Source organism: Halomicrobium sp. IBSBa (assembly GCF_017612575.1).
Classification (GTDB): Archaea; Halobacteriota; Halobacteria; order Halobacteriales; family Haloarculaceae; genus Halomicrobium.
In genome coordinates this window covers 40060-62016 of sequence record NZ_JADPQC010000007.1, presented here as the reverse complement: position 1 = coordinate 62016, position 21957 = coordinate 40060, and the positions used below count along the sequence as shown (strand labels likewise).

The following is a 21957-nucleotide window of genomic DNA, read 5'->3' as shown; positions in this document are numbered from 1 at the left end:
CCGCGACTGCGGACAGCTCCAAGCAGCGCGGACGGCCGAACTACCGGTCCCCGGTGATCCGGTCGGCACACTCGTAGCCGGCGACGATGCCGCCGTTGAGGCTCCGCTCGGGATACTGTGCCCGAGAGGCCATCCCGGCGTAGTAGACGCCCTCGGCGATCTCGTCGGCCAGGTCGTAGGGGACGACCATGTCCAGATAGCCCCGCTCGTAGATCGGTGCCGTCCGCGGGTTCCGGGCGGTCTCGACCCAGTTGACGCTGTCGCGGTCGAAGTCGGGAAACAGCCCCTCGATGCCTGACAGCCACGTCTCGCGGATCTCTTCGTCGTCCTGTTGCCAGTAGGGGTCGTCCGTGTGCTGGACGTACTTGGCGATGTAGACGAGGTGTTCGCCGCCGTAGCGCTCGGGCGGGACGAAGTTGGTGTGCTCGATGAGCGCCCCGAACGGAGCCTCGTCGGCGATGTTGAGCCAGTAGGTGTCGGTCAGCGACTCGTCCAGACTGATCACCGAGCAGATCGTCCCCTGGAAGTCGATCCCACATTGATACCCCGTCAGCGCCTCCAGTACCGTCGGCATCGCGGCGACGACGGCGGCGTCGACCCCGTGGGTTTCGGTTCCCTCGTCGGTGTCGACGGTCAGCGAGTCGACGGCACCGTCCGTCGTCGAAAGCTCCGTCACGCGTGCGCCGGTCGTGATGTTCTCTCGGCCCACCGCCTCGACGAGCGCGTCCAGCAGCCGGCCGAAACCGCCGTCGAGGTAGCCGAGGATCTCCCCGTTGAGGATGTCTCGCTCCCCGCGGAACTTGATGCGCCCGAGCAGCCAAGCCGCGCTTACGTCCGCCGCGCGCTCGCCGAACTTCGCTTCGAGCAGCGGTTCGAAGAAGGTCTCGTAGACGTTCTCCGTCGTGTGCTCCCGTGCGAACTCCTTGACTGGCACGTCCTCGAAGTCTTCGAGGCGCTCGTAGGTGTCGAACTTCGGGACGCCACCGCGAACGTCGATATCGAGCGTGAGCATCCCGAGCCTGAACTTGTCGTAGACGCTCCAGTGGGGAAAGGCGAGGATCTCCCAGGGCTTGTCCATCGGGTGGACGACCCCGTCGACGTAGTAGGCGTTCTCGCCGATCCGCCACTCGACGTCCTCGCCCAGCCCCAGCTCGTGGGCCAGCTCGACGATCGTCTCCTCGGACTTCGAGAGGTGGTGATAGAACTTCTCCAGGGGGTCCCCGGCGGTCTCGTACACCGCGGCCAGTCCGCCGACCTGGTCTGTGGCCTCGAACACGTGGACTTCGTGGCCGCGTTGCTGGAGCCGGTACGCGGCCGCCAACCCCGCGATGCCGCCGCCGACGACGCCGATCATGTGCGCTCGTTTTCGGGCGACCGGGATGTGTGTTGTGTCTCGGCCTGCTGGAACTCGAGGACTGCCACGGCACCGCGGCGCGTGCCGTCGTCCTGGATGTCGTTGTCCTCGATCCAGACCGTCCCGCCGTAGAGGTTCATCATCACCGAGACGAAGTACAGTCCAAAGCCGTGGCTGGTCTGGCTGGCACCGACGTTACGTTCGAAGACGGTCTCTTTCATCTCGTCGGTCATGCCGGGGCCGTTGTCGGCGACCCTGAGCTGGACGCGGTCGGCGATCTCGGTGGCGGAGATCTCGACGCGGGGCGCTGGTGCGTCGTTGTGCGTGATAGCGTTCGAGATGACGCTGTCGACGACCTTCTCGATGAGATCGTTGGCGAGGACGGTCAGCCCGTCGTCGACGGCCAGGTCGATAGTCACGTCCGTAAAGTCCTCCGAGAGCGCGTCGACGCGATCGGACAACACCCTGCCGAGATCGATCCTGTCGAGGCGCTGTGCCTCGCTCGCCGTGACGGTGTCGTTGATCGCCTCGATCTCCTCGCTGAGTTCCGAGAGGTCTTCACACCACTGGACGATCCGGTCGAGGTGTCGCTGTCTGGCGTCGTCGACGTGGTCTCGCAGGTGGTTCGCTCGTCCTTCGATGACGAGCAAGGCGTTGCGCAGCGTGTGTCGCAACACGCCGTTGAAGAACGCGACCTGCTCGTTGCGACGCTCGATCGCCTGTCGGCTCTGTCGGAGCTCGTGCTCGCGGTCGACCTGTGTGAACGCGACCTGCGTCGTCCGGGCGAGGATCGTCGCGAACTGCTCGTCTTCGGTCACGAACGCACCGGGCTCGCGCGAGCCGATCGCCAGCACGCCGTGGTCGTCGATCGGCACCAACAGGAGGTACCGGAACGGCATCGTCGTCCCCGAATCACGCACGTCCGCCCTGTCGATCGTCTCGGACTCGTAGGCGGTGTACACTGGATGGTCGGGGTCCTCGACGGTCAGCTCCGTCAGCGTACACTCCCGTTCGAGCGCGTCGCTGGCGGCGGCCGGGCGCAGTCGATCGTCCTCGTGGACGTACACCGCGGCGGCATCCTGATCGAGCACGCGGTCCGCGAACGTCACCGTCAGCTCCGCGATGCGTTCGACCGAGTTGGCCGTGATGAACTGCTGGGTCGCCGCCTGGAGGGCTTCCAGGCGGTCCTGGCGACGCTGCTGGCCGGTCACGTCCCGCAAGACGATGAGCCGGCCGCGCTCGATGCCGTGCTGGTCGTCGATCGAGGTGACCTGCGGATCGAAGTACGTGACCTCCTCGCTGGTGGGGTCCGAGCGCGAGTAGACCGAACTACCGTCGAGCCGTTCGGCGAGCCGCGGAGCGACGGCGGCGAGCCGTCGCCCACAGAGGGGATCGGCGTCGAACATCGTTTCGGCGGCGCGGTTGTGATCGAGGATGCGACCGTCCTCTGCGAGGACGAACACGGGGTCGGGCAGTTCGTCGACGAGGATGTCGCTCGCCAGTGGCGTCACGTCGAGGAGGTCGTACCGGAACAGTCCCCAGCCCAGCACCAGCCCGGTGAGACCGAGTGCGGCCGGCGTCAGATCCACGCCCGGATGCGAGAACCGGTAGAACTGCGTCGCGGCGTTGACGATGACGGGCACGAGGATCGCAGTCACGACCGTCGCCGTCTGGAGTCGGTAGATGGCCCGCGACCTGACGAGAAAGCGTGCCAGCAGGAGGAACGCCACCGCGAGGAGGAGGTAGGTATAGAGGAGGTCGATCTGGGAGGGGAGCCCCTCTGTGACGGTCAACACCGTGGCGTTCTCCCACGCCCCGACCCACACGCTCTCGGGTCCCGGTACGAGGTCGTGGAACGGAGCCGTCGCCGAGAGGACGGTGTAACTGGTCGGAACGAGCCACAGCGAGCCGACGAACCGCGGCGTGAGAACGTCCTCGCGGCCGATGTAGGAGAGTACGAACACCAACACGAGCGGGGCGGTGCTGCTGGAGGCGGCCCGTGCGATGCGGTCGAACAGGTACGCGCCCGCCACCTGATCGGTCAACAGGCGGGCCGTCGCCATGAACGCCCACGCGGCGGCAGCGACCATCAGCCAGCCAAACGCCGAGGCCGCCGGCTGGTCGTGGTTGCGCCAGGCGGACACTGCCATTGCACTGCAGATCAGCCCACTGACCAGCGTCGTGGCGACGACGCTCCAGAACACGTACGTGGCCATTCGATTATCTCGTTCCGACAATATCCGTTCCGATACTAATCAGTTGCCCTGATACCGGCGGTCGCCGTCGCTCGTCGGTCGGTCGCTGTGACGCTCACCGGGAAATCGCTACGACCGGCGCTGTCCGACCGAACCCTGCGTACGGTCCGCTACCTTTTTGCCTGCAGTGGGGATACTCGGATGCATGTTGACCGTCCGGGCACCGGCAACGAGTGCCAACCTGGGGAGCGGGTTCGACGTGTTCGGCGTCGCGCTCGAGCGCCCGGCGGACGTGGTTCGCGTCTCGAAGGCCGAGCGGACGACCATCGAAGTGACGGGGGCCGGGAGCGAGTACATCCCGGAAGATCCGGAGAAAAACACCGTCGGCGCGGTCGCCAAAGCGCTCGACGCCCCGGCACACATCGAGATCGACAAGGGCATCCGGCCCGCGTCGGGACTGGGTTCTTCGGCCGCCAGCGCCGCTGCCGCGGCCGTCGGCCTCAACGAGCTCTACGACCGGGGCCACAGCCGCGAGGCGCTCGTGCCGATCGCCGCCAAGGGCGAAGCCGTCGTCTCCGGGGACGCCCACGACGACAACGTCGCCCCGTCGATCATGGGCGGGTTCACGATCGCGACCGACGAGGGGGTCACGCAGGTCGACGCCGACATCCCGCTGGTGGCCTGCCTCCCCGACATCGTCGTCTCGACGCGCGACGCGCGACGCGTCGTCCCCGAGCGGGCCGGCGTCGACCAGCTCGTCGAGACCGTCGGCAACGCCGCCAGGCTCACGACCGGGATGCATCGGGACGACCCCGATCTCGTGGGGGCCGGGATGTACGACTCGATCGTCACGCCGGCCCGAGCGAAGCTGATCGACGGCTACGCGGACGTTCGAGCGGCCGCGCTGGAAGCGGGCGCGACCGGGGTCACCATCAGCGGTGCCGGCCCGACCGTCATCGCCGCCTGTCACGAGGGCGATCAGCGAGCGATCGGCTCGGCGATGATCGAGCGCTTCGCCGAGGAGGACGTGGAGGCCCAGGTGTACCAGACTCGAATCGGCGCTGGCGCGACCGTGTTCTAGGCGCTGTCTCCACCAGTTCGCTTTTGTGTCACGTGATCGACGTGCGAGTATGGTCCCCGATGCGAGCGACGGCACGGACGAGGAGGCGACGGGCGAGTGGCGGCGGCGCGGCGACGGCGGCGTCGATCCGGGTTTCGATCCGGACACGCTGTACCGGGTCGTCCGGGCCGCGATCAAAGACGCACTGTTGGACGTGATCGGCACGTTGCTGTTGCTCGGCGTCGCGCTGGTGGTGGTCACTACCGGCGGACAGTTGCTCCTCGGTGCGATGTCCGAGGTGGCAGTGGCGGTCGGAGCCTTCCTCGTCCTGTTCGGCCTCTACCTCGGGGCTGCGACGCTGGGGCTGATCCCGCCGCTCCGCGAGTGGCTGTAGCCCTCAGTATAGCGGGTGCCTTTATCGGGCCAGAGTGTGTTGTGTGTACACATGGCACGTAGACAGCCGGAGTTCGGGACGGACGGCTCCAGGTCACCGGCACCGATCGCGGTTCGGCTCGTGTGGCTCGGCACCGCGCTGTGCGTGCTCGGAGTGCCGCTCGTCGTCGGCGTCGCTCTCGCGGTCGTCCTGTCGGCACCGTCGCTGGCGACGGGTGTCGACAGTGCCCTCGCGGCCGTCGAGGGGCCACTCGGCGCGCCCCACGGCGTCGAGTGGCTGCTCCACGTGGGCGTCCTCGGCGTGCTCGTCGGCGCGTGGCTCGCCGGTGCGGGGCTCGTGAGCGGGGAGCTGTTGCCCTGATCACACTACCGGCTGTACGTCTGCGAAGAATTTCTCGGTCCCGTGTCTCGAATCTCTTGAAACAGTACAGCCGGCAGTATCACTCCGTCTCGCCGTCGGCGTCCGCCGAGGGCTGTCCGTCGGCCAGTTGTCCGTCGCGCAACTGGGTTGCGGTCCCGTCGCGTGCGGACAGTTCGCGCTGTGGGTACGGCACCGTGATCCCCTCGTCGTCGAACGCCTCCTTGACGCCGCTGACGACCCCCGAGACGGCCCGCCACTTCCGCGGTGGGCTCGGATGTTCGATCCAGTAGCGCAGTTCCAGCACGATCGCGGAGTCGCCGAAGGCCTTCGGGATGACTTTCGGTGCCGGCGCATCCTCGACGATTTCGACGGCTTCGATCGCGTCGAGGGCCACCGTCTCGGCGTGGTCGGGGTCGGCGTCGTAGTCGATTCCCACCTCCGTCCGCAGCCGCAGCCGGCCGTTTGAACTCCGGTTGGTCAGGGACCGATCGTTGACCTTGTCGTTGGGCAGGACGACCGTCTCGCCGTCGAAGTTCTGGAGTCGCGTGTTGAGGATCGTGATGTCGGTGACGATCCCCTCCTGGCCGTCGACTTCGATCCAGTCGCCGACGGTGAAGGGGCGAGAGAACATGAGGACGAAACCGGCGATCAGCGAACCCAGCGTCTGGCGGGCGGCCAGACCGACGACGATCCCGAGGAATCCGGCCCCCACCAGCAGACCGCTGAGATCGATGCCCCACAGCGTCATGGTCGACGAACCGACGGTGACGAGCAGGACCACCTGGCCCACCCGCAGCATCACCTCTTCCTGGTGCTGGGTGACCCGGTCTGCACCCTGGCTGAACCGATCGATCACAGTTCTGAGCTGGTCGGAGCCGACGTAGGCAAGCACCAGCAACACGGCAGTCATCGTCGCTTTGACGAGGTTCGGGATCGCAGCGAGGATCAGCCCGCCGGTGGCGACGGCCACGTCGACGAGTCCCCAGACGACCAGCAGCGAGAGCGTGCCGACGATCAGGACCGACACCTGGAGAATTCGCAACGCGATTCCCGAGATCGTCGTCGGGATGTACATCCCGACCAGCTCGACGCCGTCGGCGACGCGGCTGTCGAACAGTCGGGACGCGAGGACGCGGCGGATCTGGCGAACGAGGAGGGGGACGACGACGAAGACGGCGAGCAGCGCGGCGATCACGAGCACGGCGGTGACGGCCGCCCGCCCCTGGGTCGTCGCGAGTTCTTCGAGGAACCGCTGTCCCTCCCCGAAGACGGACGCCACGGTGTCCTGAAACACCGGCCAGTTCGACGCGGAGCCGTTGGTCGGGACCGGCGTCTCGTCGCCGACCGGCGTCGTCGTCTGCATAGTTCCCCGAGGGACCTACAGCGGCTTCATACTACCGGCTGTACATCTGTGACCGATTTCGCCACCCCGGGTGGCGAATCTCTTGAAACAGCGATAGCCGGCAGTATCAGTCGAGTCGCCGCTGGAGAAATCGGTCGCGAATCTCCGGCTCGGGGACCGGACACTGGTCTTTCTTCCCGAACACGCGATAGCGATACTCCGCCACCAGATCGTAGACCCCGTCGCGAACGCGGGTGGGGAGTGCGATCGCCGGGTACAACAGCGGCCACGGGCCGTCGAGCCGTCGGGCCACGCGCAGTGCGGCTGTCGACTTCGTTGCGACCGCGCCGTCCTCGATCAGGACGACGGAGTCGAACGTCTCTGTCGACAGGTCGTGGCGTTCGAGCAAAGCCTGGCCGACCTCGGACTGGAGCGGTGCGAACCGGAACGTCCCGGCCGCGTCGAACCGCACGACGAACCGGACTGCGGCGTTACAGAGGTTGCAGACGCCGTCGAACAGGAGTACTGGCCCGTCGATGTCGTCGAGTCGAGCCGCCACGGCGCGCTCGTCGCTCCCGCCGTCGAGGTCGTCGGAGCCGTCGTCTGCGGGCGTGTCGGCGCTCACGGGTCGAGATTGCTCGCTGTGTTCGAACGCTCAGACGCCACGGCCCTGCATCTTCTCTTCTTCCGGCAGGTCGGCGTTGGCGTCGCCCTTCATGCCGCCGCCGATGTCCGACGCGATCTCGGCGAGGCGCTCGGGGTCGTCCCAGTTGTTGACCGCTTCGACGATGGCGGTGCCCATCGCTTCGGGGTCCTCTGCGCCGAAGATGCCCGAACCGACGAAGATGCCGTCACAGCCGTGGTGCATCATCAGCGCGGCGTCGGCGGGGGTCGCGATGCCACCGGCGGCGAAGTTGACGACCGGGAGGCGACCCATCTCGGCGGTCTCGTGGACGAGATCGGCCGGGGCCTCGTGCTCGCGGGCCCACTTCTCGCGTTCCTCGTAGCTCATTCCGTCGAGTTCTCGGATCGCGCCCTTGATGTTGCGCTGGTGGTGGACGGCCTGGTTCACGTCGCCGGTGCCGGCCTCGCCTTTGGTTCGAATCATCGCCGCGCCCTCGTCGATCCGGCGCAGCGCCTCGCCGAGGTTGCGCGCGCCACAGACGAACGGGGCGGTGAAATCGCGTTTGTCGATGTGATAGCGGTCGTCGGCCGGCGTGAGCACCTCGCTCTCGTCGACCATGTCCGCACCGGCGGCCTCGAGGATCTGGGCCTCCTTGGTGTGTCCGATCCGGGACTTGCCCATCACCGGGATCGACACCTCGTCGATGATCGCCTGCAGCGAGGCGGGGTCGGCCATCCGAGAGACGCCACCGCGCTTGCGGATGTCCGCCGGCACGGCTTCGAGGTTCATCACGGCGACGGCACCCACGTCCTCCGCGATGCGGGCCTGCTCGCGGTTGACGACGTCCATGATGACGCCGCCTTTCTGCATCTTCGCGAAGCCGCGCTTGACCAGTTCCGTCCCCCGCTTGAGGTCTTCGAGATCGGTATCGGACATTACGCTCTGCTTAGGATTGGACTCACTTAACGCGTGTCCTTCTGTGTGGGACACAGTTACACAGCGCGTGCCTGCTCGTGCTCGCGCCGGCTGTGAATCGACCGCCGTCGGTCCGGTTCACAAAGGCTTTGGCCCACGCGGTCGGCAGATCAGGTATGCACTGGCGGCTCTTCGCGACGCTGGCCGAGACGGCCGGCGAGGATCGGGTGTCGGTCGACGACGCCGAGACGGTCGGCGAGGCCCTCGACGCACTGCTGTCGGCCCACCCCGCACTCGAATCGGAAGTGCTGGACGACGACGGCTCGCTGGTCGACCACATCCGGCTGCTCCACGACGGCGACGATCCGTTCGCGGCCGGCGACGGGCTCGACACGCCCGTCTCGTCGGGCGACGAGCTGGCGCTGTTCCCGCCGGTCAGCGGCGGATAGCGCGTCACTCTCTGCCCGTCAGATCCGCGGCCGTGACGAAGCTCGGCGAGTCGTCGGTGTCGGCCCGGACGAACGCCGCCTGGCCGACGTGGCGTGGCGTCTCCGGGAGCAAGATTCGGACGGCGTCGGCACCGATCGCCGCGGCGTCGTCCCGGATCGCGGTGACCAGCGCGTCGGCGGCGTCCGCGTCGTCCCACGCGGCGACGCCGTATTCGGCGACCTGCTCGTCCGCGCCGGCTGCCGTCCTGACCCGACAGGCCATCCCGCAGGTGCCGTCGCGCCTGACCGTGAACACGCGCTGGTCGTCGGCCAACTCGCGGAGCCCCCCGCGGGTCAGCTCCGAGAGTGCCCAGGAGTGTCCTGCGTCGAGGGTCAGCCCCCGCAGTGCCGTCCGCGCGTCGCTGTCGGTCCAGTAGTCCCAGGCCGCCGCGGGATCGGCGTCGACGGTCTCACCGGGGGTCCCTTCCCGTGGCGTCGGCTCGGCCCACCGGAAGCTCGTCACCGGCTCGAACCCCGCGGCGATCGACTGACCCAGTCCGGCGTCGTTCCACGAGAACACCATGTTCCGGGCGACGGTCGCGCCTCGGTCCCGAGCCCACTCGAAGAGCGCGTCGATCATCCGGAGTCCGAGGCCGGCCCGCCGGTAGCCGGGATCGACGCGCATCCCCTGGACCCACGCTTCGTGATCGGTGAGCATGAGTGCCTGACAGAGCCCGACTGCGTCCCCGTCGACGTCGACGACGACCGTGCGCTGGTCCGGCCCGTCTCCCGCGACCCAGTCGCGGAACACGTCCGGAATGTAGTCGCGCTGCTCGCGGTCGTCCCACGTGTCGGCTGTGAAGGCGGCGACGGCCTCGTAATCGTCTTCGAGGGCCTGTCGAACGGTCCCGTTCATGCGTGTCCCTACGAGCCGAGCGCCTTGAAACTACGTCCAGGGACGGGACTGGGACTGGATCTCGCCGGCCAGGGGCTCGCCCATCGTGTCGGCTACGTCGGACGTGTTCGCCAGCGCCCACATCAGCTTCACCTTCGCCGTCCCGGGGAGCATGTCCTCGCCTTCGACGACGCCGGCCGCCAGCAGATCACGGCCGGTGTCGTAGACCCGATCACACACTCGCCCGTCGAGACACTGACTGGTCATGACCACCGTGGTGCCGTCGTCAGTCAGGTCGTCGACGACCTCGATCCAGTCGGTGTCGACGTGACCCAGCCCGGTGCCCTCGACGACGATGCCCGCGGCGTCGTCGAGTGCCGCCAGCCGACTCGCGTCGGTGCCCGGCGTGAACTTCACCAGCTCCACGTCCGTCTCCAGTTCGTCGTGGAGTGCCAGCTCGGTCTGGCCGCGCTGGGCGTGCTCGCGGCGGAACGTGACGCCGTCGGTCGAGTCCGGATCGCTCTCGCTGACGGCCTCGTAGTCGACGGTGCCGAGGGGCTCGGCACCGACGGTCTCGAAGGCGTCCCGACGAGAGGTGTGGTTCTTCCGGACCCGGGTCCCGCGGTGGAGCGCACAGCGGTCGTCGGACTCGCTTTCGTGCATACAGACCATGACCTCCGCGGCGTCGCTCTTTGCCGCGGCGACCGCAGACACCGCGTTCATCACGTTGTCCGAGGAGGGGCGGTCGGCCGACCGCTGGCTGCCGGTAAAGACGATCGGCACCGGCGTATCGAGCATGAAGGCCATCGCGCTCGCGGTGAACTGCATCGTGTCGGTGCCGTGCATGACGACGACGCCGTCGGCACCGGCCTCGATCTCCTCGTAGATCGCCCGTGCGAGGTCCTGCCAGACGGCCGGCGTCATGTTCTCCGAGAGGATGTTGGCGACGACGCGCCCGCGGTAGTTGGCCATCCCCGCGAGGTCGGGCACCGCTCGCAACACGTCTTCGGCGTCGAACTGTGCGGTCACCGCGCCGGTGCGGTAGTCGACGGTGGAGGCGATCGTGCCGCCGGTCGAGATCAGCGACACCGTCGGCAACGACTCGTCGAACTCGACGGTCGAGGTGCCTTTCTCGTCCTGTGCGCTCTCGATATCGTACACGTCGGTCTCGACGACCTCGACGGTCGCGTCCTCGCGGTCGATGCCGACGTTGTACCCGCCGTCGAGCTTGACGACGAGCTGGTCGGGCGTGCTCGACGGCAGGAGGACGCCCTCGTAGGCCTGCGCTCCGCGTTCGACGTGGATCCGGTCGCCTGCGTTCATGGCCGGTCGTTCCCGCCGCCGGGACGTAAACCCTCCCGTTTCACCGTCGAACGGGACCGCCAGCAGGGAGCGGGTCGCACCGTCGTCGGTAGGGGCCAACGGTCGCCGCGAACCCCGAAGTTATACGTCTCGCAGGCGACCGTCGGCGTATGAGTCAGTCGATCATCGACAAAGCGTTCGCCGACAACATCGTCACGACCGCCCGGACGGCGACCGGCGACAGCCTCCGATCGGTGACCTACTTCACGCGGGCCAACTTCGAACAGCTCTATCTGCGCGAGGACCTCGAACAGGACGCCGACCTCAACGACTTCGTCGGCCACGAGTGGCAGGGGTACAAGCAGACCGAAAACGCCTACCAGGAGTCCGAGCTGGGCGAGTACCTGTTCACCGTGCGGGCCTTCGAGAACGGCTATCTCCTGCGAGTCACCGCGGAGCGCTCGGGCGTGTTGATCACGACCGACGGGCTGTCGATGAGCTCCTACGAGGAGATCGCCGAGGCCATCGGTCGGATGCTCGACGAGCAAGGCGAGGAGTAACGCCACTTCGGGGTCGCTGGGGTGTCCCTCGCCGGCCGTGACAATTCTTATGACTCGTCGGCGAAAGGCTCGGGTATGACACTCGACCCGGTGCACGTCGACGGGATCGCGCGCCTCGCCGGGCAGATCGAGCAGGGGGTCGACGAGCAGGACCACCGGGCGTTCGCCGAGACCGTCTGGCAGGAGTTTCTGGACCCGCTCGTGGTCGACGGCCGGGCGGTGCTGGAGCCGGTCGACGAGCAGCGTCGCCGCAAGGTCGACACGCAGGACGCCGCGCTCCAGGCGACGCCGTTTCCCACCCAGCACGGGCTGGACTCGGGGACGATCAACCCCACGACGTTCAAGAACGGCGTCGTACTGGACGTGGCCCAGGCCGCGATGAGCGCCGTCCCCTCCGACCTGGAGTTGCACCGCGGCCGGACGATCGTCATGACCGCCCACTCGAACGACGCCACGGCCAGCCTGACCGAGGACTGGCGGATGGACGACCAGGGGTACGCCCGCCAGCGGGTTCTCCAGACGCCACGGGTCGACCGCTACGAGCAGGACGTGGTCCACGCGCTGGCGCTGTATCTCGCCGAGAGCGAGCACGCGCTCGAACAGGCAGACGTGGTCGACGACCTGCTCGTCCTCGACGGCCCGATCTACCCGACCGGGCTCCTCCAGTGGGCCGACCACGATCCCGAACTCGCCGAGTTGCTCGTCAAGGAGGACGTACTCGCCGTCGTCGAGAACTACGTCACCCTCGTCGAGACGTTCCTCGATCGAGACGTGCCCCTGATCGGCTTCGTCAAGTCGACCGGCTCGAAGGCACTGAGCCGCGCCGTCCGCACGTCACGGGGTCAGGCTCCGTGGGCCAACGACGCCGCCTTCTTCGAGAAGCTGCTCGCCCGCCGCGACGACGACGGCGAACTCCTGACCGACGCACTGACCTGTACGAACTGGTTCCGGTCGCGGCTCGGGACCGATCGCCCGCTCTCGACCGACGGCGACGCGCTGGGGATCGATCGCGAACGCGATCCGGCCGCCTACGAGGTGACGTTCTTCGTCGTCTACGATCCCCGCGAGGACGTGCTGTACCGCGTCGAAGCACCCTACGGCGTCACCCGCGACGCGGAGACGCGGGACGCGATCACCCGGCAGGTACTCGCCGACGTGGCCGCCGAACGGGGACCGCCGCTGTCGGTCGCCAAGGCCGACGAACTCGCCCGGATCGGGCGCGACGAGAAGGCGGCCCTCCGCGAGAAAATCGAGAGCCAACTCGACAGCGACCGCCAGCGCGAGTACAACGACGTGCGGTGGGGTGCCGACTTCGAGGAGTTTGGCTAAAGAAGAGCGACCACGAGCCGACACGGACCGCTCTCGCCGGTCCTCGCTCTGGTGGCCCGAACTACATGATCTCTGACAGCCGTCGCTCGACGTGCTCGACGTTTTCCTCCAGTTGCTGTGCGTTCTGGTGTTGTGCCTCGTTCGCGTCCGCCACTTCGTCGATCGCCTCGGACACGTCGGCGGCCCGCCGCGCGATTTCGTCGATCATACTGGCGATCTCTTCGGCACTGACCGCCTGTTCGTCGGTCGCGTCTGCGATCTCTGCGATCCCTTGGTCGGTCTCGGTCGTCGCCGAGAGGATCGATCGCTGGTTCTCCAGGACGGTTTCGAGATCAGAGAGGACCTGCTGGATCGCCGCCGTCGTCTCGTCGACGTTGCTGGCAGTGTCCTGGGCCATCTCACCGACTTCCGTGACGATACGCTCGACCTCGTCTGCGTGTTGTTTCGACTCGTCGGCCAGTTCTTTGATCTCGTCGGCGACGACGGCGAACCCGTCGCTCCCACCGCTACTTCGAGCGGCCTCGATGTTCGCGTTGAGCGCCAGCATGTTCGTCTGGTCGGCGATGTCGTTGATCACCTCGACGAACTCGTCGATCTTCTCGATGTGTTCCTGCAGCTGTGTCGTGTCGTCGGCGACCTGCTCGGCGGACGCTGTGGCGGTCTCTGCGCGCTCGATGGTGTCAGAGACCGTTTCGACGGAGTCGTCGGCGAGTGCTCTGGCTTCACCGCTCTGATTGCTCACCTCCTCGGCACTGGAAGCGATCTCTTCGACGGTCGCGCTGAACCCCGACACCTCTGACTGGACCTCTTCGAGGTCGGTCGCCTGTTCGTCGGCCGTCCTCCGGATGTCGCTCGACTGCTCGGAGACGGCGTCGGCCGATCTCTCCAGGTCGGTCACCGCGGACTCGACGTCGTTTGCCATCTCTGACTGGAGTTCCTCCAGAGCAGCGCGCTGCTCGACGATCTCACTGAAGTCGAGCAACAACTCTAGGGCTCCGATCGTGTCGCCGTCGGGACCGGTCAGCGGAATCGCCACCGCCCGAGCGTGTGCCATCGAACCGTCGGGTCGTTCGGCCGATCGGAAATCGGACTCGCGTACCGGCGTCCCGGTTCGCACGACCTCTTCGGCTAGGGTCTCTGACTCTCCCTCAGTCCCGAACACGTCGTACGCCTCCATCCCGACGGCTTCGCTCGTGGAGAGGCCGAGCATCGCTTCGAGCTGGTCGTTCCAGTGGGTGATGACCCCGTCAGTGTCGACGACGAAGGCTCCCTCCGGAAGGTCCGTCACCAGTGACTCGAACGCGGACAACCAGAAGTCGTCGCCACTTCCGGCAGACTCCGGAGACAGGTCGTCGATCGTCGCGTGTTGTGCCATTGCTACTGTATCAGGCAATATTTGGGGTAACTGTTGGGGTCCCATTACTGGAAACGATAATAAACTCAATTGCCGTCACAAACGCCATCGGCCGCCAATCTGCCGGACGGATCGTCGGAAATCGACAGAGGGAAAGCTGCGAGTCGCCGGGACTTCGGTTCGAGCGTGCGGTCCGTGGCAGTTGCGAAACGGCGTTTCACCCAGAGTGGACGAGTGGATTCACAACTGTGCTCGTGGTATGCCAACGACTGCCCATCGATCACGGGGGGTCGCTCTCCGGGGACTCACTCCTCGTCGACGCTCCCGGTCAGGCCGGCGTCGGGCTCTCGTTCGAGTGCCGGCGGGACCGACCGGTCCGCCGCGTAGCCGTCGAACCAGCGGACGATCCGCTCGATCCGATCGACGACGTGGCCGGGCTGACCGCTCCGGGAGAGTTCGTGGCCCTCGTCGGGATACCGGACTAGGCGCGTGTCGACGCCGTGTTTCCGCAGGATGCGGTGGAAGAACTCTGCCGAACAGATCGGCGTCCGATAATCGTCTTCGCTGTGGAGGACCAGCGTCGGCGTCTCTACCTCGTGTGCGTGGCCCGTCGGCGACTGGGCTTGCAGGAAGGCGGGCTCCTCCCAGGGGGTGGTATCGAAGTCGTCCTCGACCAGCTTGTAGGCCCAGTCCGTCGATCCGTAGAAGCCCAGCAGGTCGTAGACCCCGCGCTGTGAGACCGCGGCCTCGAACTGGTCCGTCTGGCTCACCAGCCAGGCGGTCATGTACCCGCCGAAGCTCCCGCCCGTGACGAACAGCTGGTCTTCGTCGACAGAGGGCCGCTCCGCGACCGTCGCGACGCCGGCAAGCAGGTCGCTGGCCGTGACAGCGCCCCAGTCGCGCTCGATCGCCTGCATGTGTGCCTCGCCGTACCCCGCCGAGCCACGCGGGTTCGACCAGAAGACGACGTAGCCGTTGGCCGCGAGGGTCTGGAACTCGTGCCACATCGTCCCGCTGGTCGTCCACATCGCGTGTGGGCCGCCGTGGACCTCGACGGCCAGCGGGTACGACGCCTCGGAGTCGAACTCCGGCGGCGTCAGCACCCACCCCTGGCACGTCGCGGCGTCGCTCTCGCTCCCCTCGTCGGCTGAAAACCGGATCTCCTCGGGCTCCTGGACCGCGTGTGTATCGAGGTAGTCGGCGTTGCACTCGGTGAGTCGCGTCGCTGTCTCGCCGTCGGCGTCGGCGACGAACAGGTCGCCGGGATGGTCCCAGCTACTCTGTACGTACGCGACGCGGTCGTCCCCGACGTCGAAGCCGTCGATCGCCGACCACTCGTCGCGACGCACCCGCTCCGGCTCGACTGCGAGCGGTCGCGGCTCCGCTTCGGGGCTGTCCGTCGCAGCGAGGTCGGCGGCGTGGACTCGCCAGAGCGCCGTCGCGCCTTCGTCTGGCGTCCCGAAGTACAGCGCCCCGCCGTCCGGGTCCCACGTCGGTCTCAGATCCGCGGCGAGCGTCCGGTCGAGGGCTGCGGTGAGGTCGTGGACGGTGTCGGTCTCGTCGAGCAGGTGCAACTCTGTCTGTGCCATCGTCCCCTGCTCCGGATCGGTGTAGGAGAACGCGACATGTCGCCCGCTGGCCGCGAGCGCCGGCTGGAAGGTCGTCGTCTCGTGGCGCAAGACGCTGTCGCCGCTGTCGAGGTCGTACGCTCTGATCTCCGTCGCCAGGGAGTCGTCGGGGTCGGCCACGTCGGCGTCGCGAGCGACGTACAGCGTGTCATCGTCGCCCCAGGTCGGACTCGCGTGGTCGCGGTCGGCCGTCGTCACGCGCTGGATCTCCGTACCGTCTGCCGTGACGAGGTACACTTGACTCTGTCTGCCGTCGCGGTACTGCTCTGCGGTCCGGTACACCGTCCGGTCGACCACGCGCGGGTCGGGCGTCTCCGGCTCGAATTCGGGTTCGACTTCGAGGTCGCGGTCGGCCTCGCGGTCGGCGTCGGTCACCTGCTGGACGAACGCGATGCGCTCGCCGTCCGGTGCCCAGGCGATCTGGCCGACGCCGCCGACGACGCTGGTGACCTGCGCCGCCTCGCCACCGTCGGTCGGCACCACCCAGAGCTGCTGGCGGTCGTCCGCGGCCCCGCGGGTCGAGACGAACGCGAGGCGGTCCCCGCTCGGGCTCCACCGGGGCTCCGAGTCGATCCCCTCCGAGAGCGTGAATCGCTGCGGCTCGCCGCCAGTGGTGTCGGCGACGTGGACCGTGGCCTCGTACTCGGTATCGTCGCTGGGCGTCCGCTGGACGTAGGCGACGCGGTCGCCCTCGGGCGAGAGACGTGGCGTCGAAACCTGCGCGAGCTCGTGGAAGTCGGCGGCGCTGATCGGCTCCATACCATCGCCTGTGACTGACAGCCAAAGACAGTGATGGATCCCGTCGAGAATCGCCGTGACACAGCCGGAGCGTTTCTCTCACTCCGCGTGCTCTGGGTCGGACTCCCGGGTCACCGTGATCTCGACCTCGTCGGCGTCGATACCGAGCCTGACGAACTGGGTTCGGACGTGATCTTTCGCCGCTTCGAGGGCCTGCTCGCGGTCCTGAAACCCGCGGGGCATCGGGGACTCGAACGCGATCTGGATCTCTTCGCCACCGATCGTCTGGGTGCTGCCGCCGCTGTCCACTTCGTAGAACTCGTCGCAGATCCAGACGTACGGCGCGTCGTCGTCCGGGCTGCCGGCGAACGCCGGGGCGTCCTCGCCGTCCTCGTAGATCGTGCCCGTCAGCGCCGTTCCACCCGCCGCACCGTGTACCAGAAGCATCGCCGAAACTTGTGTCTCCACTCTCTTCGATATTTCGCTCCCTGCGCCGGCCCGTCGGGGGAAAGGGGTTAGTCGGGGGAGCGACATTGGTCCCGTATGTCTGATCTCGGGGATTTCACGGAGTTCGACGCCGACGACAGCGAGTCGTCGACGGCGACGGAGGGAGCCACGGCCGACGACGCCGACGACGAGGCCTTCGAGGAGATGGACATCGAGCCCAGCGGCCGCGACCGCGGGATCGGCGTCCTCTCGGCCTCGGAGGGGCTGGCGATCTGCGAAGACGAGCGCGAGACCTGCCTGCGGGCGTACGTCACCGTCGGCAACCGCTCGGACGTGCGGATCGGCAAGTACCTGATCGTCCCCTATCCGGACGGCGAGCGGCTGTTCTGTCGGATCTCCGCCCTGGAGTACGCACAGGAGTTCCGGGCCGACGACGCGACGGAGATCCACGCACGGCGGGCCATGCGCTCGGGCGGCATCGACGAACAGGACTTCAAGTTCATGGCGACGCTGGAGCCGGTGGCAGTCCTGTACGGCGACAGCGGGTCGGGGAGCGACGACGAGACGAAACGGCGGATGACCGACCGCGTCCCGAAGCCCGAGACGGTGGTCCGCCAGGCCACCGACAAGAGCGAGATCAAGACCGGGCTGAAGATCCCCGAAGACGGCGTCTTCCTCGGGCATCTCTCGGTCGGCGGCGAGAAGGTCCAGACGGCCGCCGAGCCGCCGACGATCGACTACCGGCTGAAAGACGACTACGAAGCCGGCGATCCGCTGGTCTTCCGGCACACGCTCGTTGCCGGTGGGACGGGGTCGGGCAAGACCCACGGCTCGAAGAACATCCTCCGGCAGTACCTCGCACAAGACCGCTCGTACCCCATCGAGGGCGACGACCGGACGGTCTCGCCGTGTCTGGTCATGTTCGACCCACAGGACGAGTACGCCCAGATGCACGACGACGGCGACCTCCCGGAGGCGTTCCAGCGGCGCTGCGAGCGCGAGGGGATCGCCTGCGGCGGCCACGAGGACACGACGGCGTTCGTGCCGTCGGTCGAAGGAGCCAGCTACGCGGCCAGCCACCACCGCGCCGAGCAGGTCGAGTTCACCATCCCGTTCTCGATGGTCTACTCGAACCCGTGGCTGATCGCCGGCAGCCAGCTCAACGACAACCAGTACAGCGCGCTGCACTACCTGCTGGATCGCTTCCAGCAGGAGTACGGCGACGGCGGCACCTACGACCAGTTCACGACGTTCCTCGACGACCCCGCGCTCAAGGAGGAACTCGACGAGTCGGGGCGGGTCCACGAAGCGACCTTCGACGCGGTCAAGCGCCGGGCCTACGGCTTCGGCGGCGTCTTCGATCAGGACGCCCGGCCGATCACCGACATGGTCTCGGAGTTCGTTCGTGCCGGCGGGATCAGCGTGGTCCCGACCTACCACATCAACGACTCCCGCTCGAAGACGACGGTCGTGCTGGCGCTGGCCTCGATGCTCGTCGACGAGAAGCTGTCGAACAGCCCGCGCTACGACCGCATCAAGGAGACGCCGCTCATCCTCGGGATGGACGAGGCCCACAACTTCCTGACCGACGCCGACAACGTCCAGGCCCGGAAGGTCATCGGGAAGTTCACCGAGGCCGCAAAACAGGGCCGCAAGGAGCGCCTGGGGCTGTTCCTCATCACGCAGGACCCCCAGGACATCGCCGATCCCGTCTTCAAGCAGATCAACAGCACCGTCGTCCTGAACCTGGGCGACGAGGACGCCATCTCGGCGGTGAACATCCCCGCGAACCTGGAGTCGAAGGTCCCATACATGGAGAAAGGCCAGATGGTCGTCTACTCGCCGGACAACTCCGAGCCGGTCGAGATTCAGGGGCTCGCGACCTGCGTGACGAAACACGGGCGCGAGTAAGCCCACGGGCGACGGCGGGGGTGTCGGCACACGGAGTGGCCGACGGCGCAAGCAGTCGAAGAGTATAATCCCGTGCCACGACAGTCCCGGACATGGGCAAGCGAATTCTGGTCCCAGTCGACGGGTCCGAGCAGGCAGACACCGCCTTCGAGTTCGCGGTCGAAGAGTTTCCAGACGCGACGATCGTCCTGTTGAACGTCATCAATCCGGCCGAAGCCGGCTACAGCGCACAGGCTTCGATGCCGTCCTTCTCAGAGGAGTGGTACGAACAGCAACAGAGCGCCGCACAGGACCTGTTCGACGATCTGATCGCCGACGCCGCCATCGGCGACCGCGAGGTCGAACGCGCCGTCGAGGTCGGGCGGCCGACCACGGCGATCGTCGACTACGCCGACGACAACGACATCGACCAGATCGTCATGGGGAGTCACGGCCGCTCGGGCGTCTCACGGATCGTCCTGGGCAGCGTCGCCGAGACGGTCGTCCGACGGGCGGACGTGCCCGTGACCGTCGCGCGGTAGGACGTTCTCGCGGCGTGCTGTGAGCCACCGTTCACGCCGCGTGGCGCACGATGTGTACGTCGTACTCCGGATCTTCCGAGATTGGCGCACCGACGCTACAGACCGGCGTCGACACCCGCCCGGCGTTCTCGCTGCCGATGAACACGATCGAGGCCTCGATCTCGTGCGACACTTCCCGGATCGTCCGGACCACGTCGGTGGTCACGTCCGCCATCGAACTCACGTCCGCGGGCCGCTCGGCGCGGAACGTGGCCGCGGGCGCGATCTCCGTCACCTGTCGCTCGAAGCGGTCGGCGACGGCCGCCGGATCGTACGATTCGCCCTCGTCGATCCAGCCCCGCTCGACCGCGTAGTCGGCGTCGTCGGGGAGCACCGAGAGCGCGAGCACGTCTTGGCCGGTGTACTCAGAGAACTCCACGGCACGTTCGAGGGCGGCCCGTGCGAGATCCGATCCGTCGAAGGGGACGAGCAGCGTCATGTTCGTCGGGTCTCGCGGCGGTCGCTTAACTCTTGGCGAGGTAGTAGCGGGAACGACGGCGGTGCAGTCGTCGACTCCTCTCGCCGTGCCAGCGAGAGCGAGCACGACGCCGCTGGGCGAGAGTGTGCCTCGGGGCGTGTCGTCTTCGTTACGGGGGAACGCTCTTGTCAGGTCGACGTACCCATCACGTACGGGCTACAATCACGGCGATCCCGAACAGGCTGGACAGATCCACCACGTCGAGTTGTGTAGCGCCGATCTCGAACAGTCGATGAAATTTTGGGATTGGCTGCTCGGAGAGTTGGGCTACGAACTGGAAAGCGAGTGGGAGGACGGTCGGTCTTGGAGGAGAGAGGCGACGTACATCGTCCTCAAGCAAGCGGCGAAGGCCGAACCGCCGTTCGACCGTACCGCGCCGGGGGCAAATCACCTCGCGTTCCACGCCCGTTCCCGCAAGCAGGTCGACGAACTGACTGACGCTGTGCGCCAAAGAGACGACAGTGCCGTTCTATACGACGAGCAACATCCCTACGCTGGCGGATATTACGCACTCTACTGTGAGAATCCGGACGGCATGAAAGTGGAGGTCGTTGGGCCGGAATGAGTGTCACGTCGTCGTTGTGTGTCCCGCAGTGCGCCTTCATGATGACCGCTACGAGCGTGCAAACGCGTCACAGCTACGCCGAAAGCCGAGAACGTGTCAGCGAAGCACTCACAGCGAATTCTCGTGGTGGGGACGATTGCGTGAGTTCTGAACTCGGATCGTTCGCCGGCTGGGACTGGCCCGATACGGATGGCCAACGCCGTAGTAGGCGATAACGGGACAATCGTCTGACGGAGCTGGGCCGAACGTCCGCGGCCAGAGGCCGCGGTTCGCTCCGAGCGCACCCCTCGGGTGCGACTCGGAGGGTGTTTTTAGCGTAGATTTTTGCAAGGGGGGTTTCCTCGCGAGCCTGCGGCTCGCTGTGGGAACCCCCCGCAGTAAAAAGGTACTTAGAAAATGTTCGCCTGCTGGTAGACGCTGATGCCGTCCATCGTGATCTCGTAGGGTTTGGTCTCCCGGGAGTGGTTGGCGTTGCGGATCTTCTGGATTTCGACGGCGAGGCGGGTCTCGCGGGTTTCTGTGCGGACGTACTGGAGGACGAAGACGGCGTCGGTCAGGTACTCGATGATGCCGTGTCGGGAGGCGTAGGGGTTGTCCTCGCTGGCCTCTGAGGTGAGCATCGTCGTGACACCGGCGTTTTTCAGCGAGCGAGTGAAGTCGAACACTTCAGTCCGGCGCTTGGCCTGGTCGTCGTACATCATCTCCAGCAAGGACACCGAGTCGAGGACGAGCCGGTCGGCGTCGAACTCCTCGATCAGCGCCGGGAGTTCGCCGCGGATGTTGTCGAGGCTGTTGGCCATCTCGACCGGGTCGAGGTCGACGATGGCCAACTGGCCCGTGTCCTCGTAGTGTTCGAACTCCCAGCCCCGTTCCTCGGCGGTGGCGACGATGGCTTCGCGGCTCTGTTCGAGCGTGATAAAGACGGCGTTGTCGCCCTGTTCGAGGCCGTGGTGGAGAAACTGGAGGCCGAAGGTGGTCTTCCCGGTCCCGGCAGAGCCGATGGTGACGATGAGGTGGCGTTCGGGGATGCCACCCTGGATCATCTGGTCGAGGCCGTCGATGCCGAGGTCGATCCGCGGGATCTCGGACTCGAAGTCCTCGTCCTCGAACCCCTCGGAGTCGTCGCTCGGGTCGCCGGCCGAGGCGAACGCCGACTCGAAGTCGTCGTCGAACAGCGAGCCGTCGTCCTCGTCATCGAAAGGACTTGCCTCGTCGGTACCGCCGTCGAAGGGACTGGACCCGGCTGCTTCCTCCGACGAGTCGTCCCCGTCGAAAGGGCTGTCGCTGTCGGCGTCTGCTTCGAAGGCGCTATCGCTGTCGGCGTCTGCTTCGAAGGCGCTGTCGCTGTCGGCGGGCTCTGACTCGCCGTCGTCGTCGGACTCGTCGACGGCGCTCTCGAACCAGTCGTCGTCGTCTTCACTCATGGCGTGATCGAGCCCCGATGGCCGTCATACGCGCTCGTTTTTACCCGAACGGATTAACCTTACCGCCGACGTTATCACCTGCGAACATTGGCG

Annotated in this window: 21 protein-coding genes; 9 read left to right on the top strand and 12 right to left on the bottom strand. The window is 66.8% G+C overall.

Annotated elements, in window-relative coordinates; translation table 11 throughout:
* Positions 1 to 40: 40 nt before the first annotated feature.
* Together IL252_RS15045 and IL252_RS15040 are read right to left on the bottom strand one after the other, a co-directional pair.
* Positions 41 to 1354 carry an NAD(P)/FAD-dependent oxidoreductase gene (locus IL252_RS15045; protein WP_208628681.1) on the bottom strand — a complete coding sequence of 438 codons (1314 nt, stop codon included), beginning with the start codon at positions 1352 to 1354 and terminating at the stop codon, positions 41 to 43.
* The gene (locus IL252_RS15040) at positions 1351 to 3570 is read right to left on the bottom strand and encodes a histidine kinase N-terminal 7TM domain-containing protein (RefSeq protein ID WP_208628680.1); all 2220 of its coding nucleotides are present in this window, start codon (positions 3568 to 3570) and stop codon (positions 1351 to 1353) included. The genes IL252_RS15045 and IL252_RS15040 overlap by 4 nt, the downstream gene beginning before the upstream one ends.
* 184 nt (positions 3571 to 3754) lie before the next feature.
* Between IL252_RS15040 and IL252_RS15035 the strand changes: the two genes are divergently transcribed.
* Genes IL252_RS15035 through IL252_RS15025 form a run of 3 tightly spaced genes read left to right on the top strand, consistent with a single transcriptional unit; the run spans position 3755 to position 5363 of the window.
* Positions 3755 to 4630 (top strand): homoserine kinase, encoded by an 876-nt coding sequence (locus IL252_RS15035; RefSeq protein ID WP_170093708.1) that lies wholly within the window; start codon positions 3755 to 3757, stop codon positions 4628 to 4630.
* A gap of 49 nt (positions 4631 to 4679) precedes the next feature.
* Positions 4680 to 5003, top strand: coding sequence for a hypothetical protein (locus tag IL252_RS15030; RefSeq protein ID WP_208628679.1), 324 nt, complete (start codon positions 4680 to 4682; stop codon positions 5001 to 5003).
* A 51-nt stretch (positions 5004 to 5054) separates the two neighbouring features.
* On the top strand, positions 5055 to 5363 hold the full coding sequence (locus tag IL252_RS15025) for a hypothetical protein (protein ID WP_208628678.1): 309 nt from the start codon (positions 5055 to 5057) through the stop codon (positions 5361 to 5363).
* Positions 5364 to 5442: 79 nt separating this feature from the next.
* Here the strand turns inward: IL252_RS15025 and IL252_RS15020 are convergent, their stop codons facing one another.
* From IL252_RS15020 to pdxS, 3 genes are all read right to left on the bottom strand, one after another.
* Positions 5443 to 6726 carry a mechanosensitive ion channel family protein gene (locus IL252_RS15020; protein ID WP_208628677.1) on the bottom strand — a complete coding sequence of 428 codons (1284 nt, stop codon included), beginning with the start codon at positions 6724 to 6726 and terminating at the stop codon, positions 5443 to 5445.
* Between the two features lie 106 nt (positions 6727 to 6832).
* Positions 6833 to 7264 (bottom strand): thiol-disulfide oxidoreductase DCC family protein, encoded by a 432-nt coding sequence (locus tag IL252_RS15015; RefSeq protein ID WP_369334732.1) that lies wholly within the window; start codon positions 7262 to 7264, stop codon positions 6833 to 6835.
* Positions 7265 to 7360: 96 nt separating this feature from the next.
* Positions 7361 to 8266: a pyridoxal 5'-phosphate synthase lyase subunit PdxS gene (pdxS, locus tag IL252_RS15010; RefSeq protein ID WP_153552592.1), complete on the bottom strand. Its 906-nt coding sequence runs from the start codon at positions 8264 to 8266 to the stop codon at positions 7361 to 7363.
* Positions 8267 to 8421: 155 nt separating this feature from the next.
* On the opposite strand from pdxS, the gene IL252_RS15005 reads away from it, so the two are divergent.
* Positions 8422 to 8694 carry a ubiquitin-like small modifier protein 1 gene (locus tag IL252_RS15005; protein ID WP_170093713.1) on the top strand — a complete coding sequence of 91 codons (273 nt, stop codon included), beginning with the start codon at positions 8422 to 8424 and terminating at the stop codon, positions 8692 to 8694.
* Positions 8695 to 8698: 4 nt separating this feature from the next.
* Here IL252_RS15005 and IL252_RS15000 read toward each other — a convergent pair whose 3' ends face one another.
* Together IL252_RS15000 and gatD are read right to left on the bottom strand one after the other, a co-directional pair.
* Positions 8699 to 9589: a GNAT family N-acetyltransferase gene (locus IL252_RS15000; RefSeq protein WP_208628675.1), complete on the bottom strand. Its 891-nt coding sequence runs from the start codon at positions 9587 to 9589 to the stop codon at positions 8699 to 8701.
* Between the two features lie 30 nt (positions 9590 to 9619).
* On the bottom strand, positions 9620 to 10891 hold the full coding sequence (gene gatD / locus IL252_RS14995) for a Glu-tRNA(Gln) amidotransferase subunit GatD (RefSeq protein WP_208628674.1): 1272 nt from the start codon (positions 10889 to 10891) through the stop codon (positions 9620 to 9622).
* Between the two features lie 149 nt (positions 10892 to 11040).
* Between gatD and IL252_RS14990 the strand changes: the two genes are divergently transcribed.
* Both IL252_RS14990 and IL252_RS14985 read left to right on the top strand, forming a co-directional pair.
* Entirely contained in the window at positions 11041 to 11430 is a 390-nt protein-coding gene (locus IL252_RS14990; protein WP_208628673.1) for a hypothetical protein, read from the top strand.
* Positions 11431 to 11505: 75 nt separating this feature from the next.
* Complete coding sequence (locus IL252_RS14985) at positions 11506 to 12759, top strand: DNA double-strand break repair nuclease NurA (protein ID WP_208628672.1); 1254 nt, start codon at positions 11506 to 11508, stop codon at positions 12757 to 12759.
* 61 nt (positions 12760 to 12820) lie between these two features.
* Here the strand turns inward: IL252_RS14985 and IL252_RS14980 are convergent, their stop codons facing one another.
* The 3 genes from IL252_RS14980 to IL252_RS14970 form a co-directional block, all read right to left on the bottom strand.
* The gene (locus IL252_RS14980) at positions 12821 to 14134 is read right to left on the bottom strand and encodes a methyl-accepting chemotaxis protein (protein WP_208628671.1); all 1314 of its coding nucleotides are present in this window, start codon (positions 14132 to 14134) and stop codon (positions 12821 to 12823) included.
* Positions 14135 to 14418: 284 nt separating this feature from the next.
* A complete protein-coding gene (locus tag IL252_RS14975; RefSeq protein WP_208628670.1) occupies positions 14419 to 16500 on the bottom strand; it encodes a S9 family peptidase in 2082 nt (693 codons plus the stop codon).
* A 78-nt stretch (positions 16501 to 16578) separates the two neighbouring features.
* The gene (locus tag IL252_RS14970) at positions 16579 to 16926 is read right to left on the bottom strand and encodes a hypothetical protein (RefSeq protein ID WP_153552599.1); all 348 of its coding nucleotides are present in this window, start codon (positions 16924 to 16926) and stop codon (positions 16579 to 16581) included.
* A gap of 96 nt (positions 16927 to 17022) precedes the next feature.
* On the opposite strand from IL252_RS14970, the gene IL252_RS14965 reads away from it, so the two are divergent.
* Together IL252_RS14965 and IL252_RS14960 are read left to right on the top strand one after the other, a co-directional pair.
* Complete coding sequence (locus IL252_RS14965; RefSeq protein ID WP_208628669.1) at positions 17023 to 18837, top strand: ATP-binding protein; 1815 nt, start codon at positions 17023 to 17025, stop codon at positions 18835 to 18837.
* Positions 18838 to 18929: 92 nt separating this feature from the next.
* Positions 18930 to 19358 carry a universal stress protein gene (locus IL252_RS14960; RefSeq protein WP_208628668.1) on the top strand — a complete coding sequence of 143 codons (429 nt, stop codon included), beginning with the start codon at positions 18930 to 18932 and terminating at the stop codon, positions 19356 to 19358.
* A 31-nt stretch (positions 19359 to 19389) separates the two neighbouring features.
* Here the strand turns inward: IL252_RS14960 and IL252_RS14955 are convergent, their stop codons facing one another.
* Positions 19390 to 19836 carry a universal stress protein gene (locus tag IL252_RS14955; protein ID WP_153552602.1) on the bottom strand — a complete coding sequence of 149 codons (447 nt, stop codon included), beginning with the start codon at positions 19834 to 19836 and terminating at the stop codon, positions 19390 to 19392.
* A 229-nt stretch (positions 19837 to 20065) separates the two neighbouring features.
* Between IL252_RS14955 and IL252_RS17835 the strand changes: the two genes are divergently transcribed.
* Positions 20066 to 20440, top strand: a complete 375-nt coding sequence (locus tag IL252_RS17835) for a VOC family protein (protein WP_369334731.1) — start codon at positions 20066 to 20068, stop codon at positions 20438 to 20440.
* Positions 20441 to 20829: 389 nt separating this feature from the next.
* Here IL252_RS17835 and IL252_RS14945 read toward each other — a convergent pair whose 3' ends face one another.
* The gene (locus tag IL252_RS14945; RefSeq protein ID WP_208628666.1) at positions 20830 to 21864 is read right to left on the bottom strand and encodes a KaiC domain-containing protein; all 1035 of its coding nucleotides are present in this window, start codon (positions 21862 to 21864) and stop codon (positions 20830 to 20832) included.
* Positions 21865 to 21957: the final 93 nt, after the last annotated feature.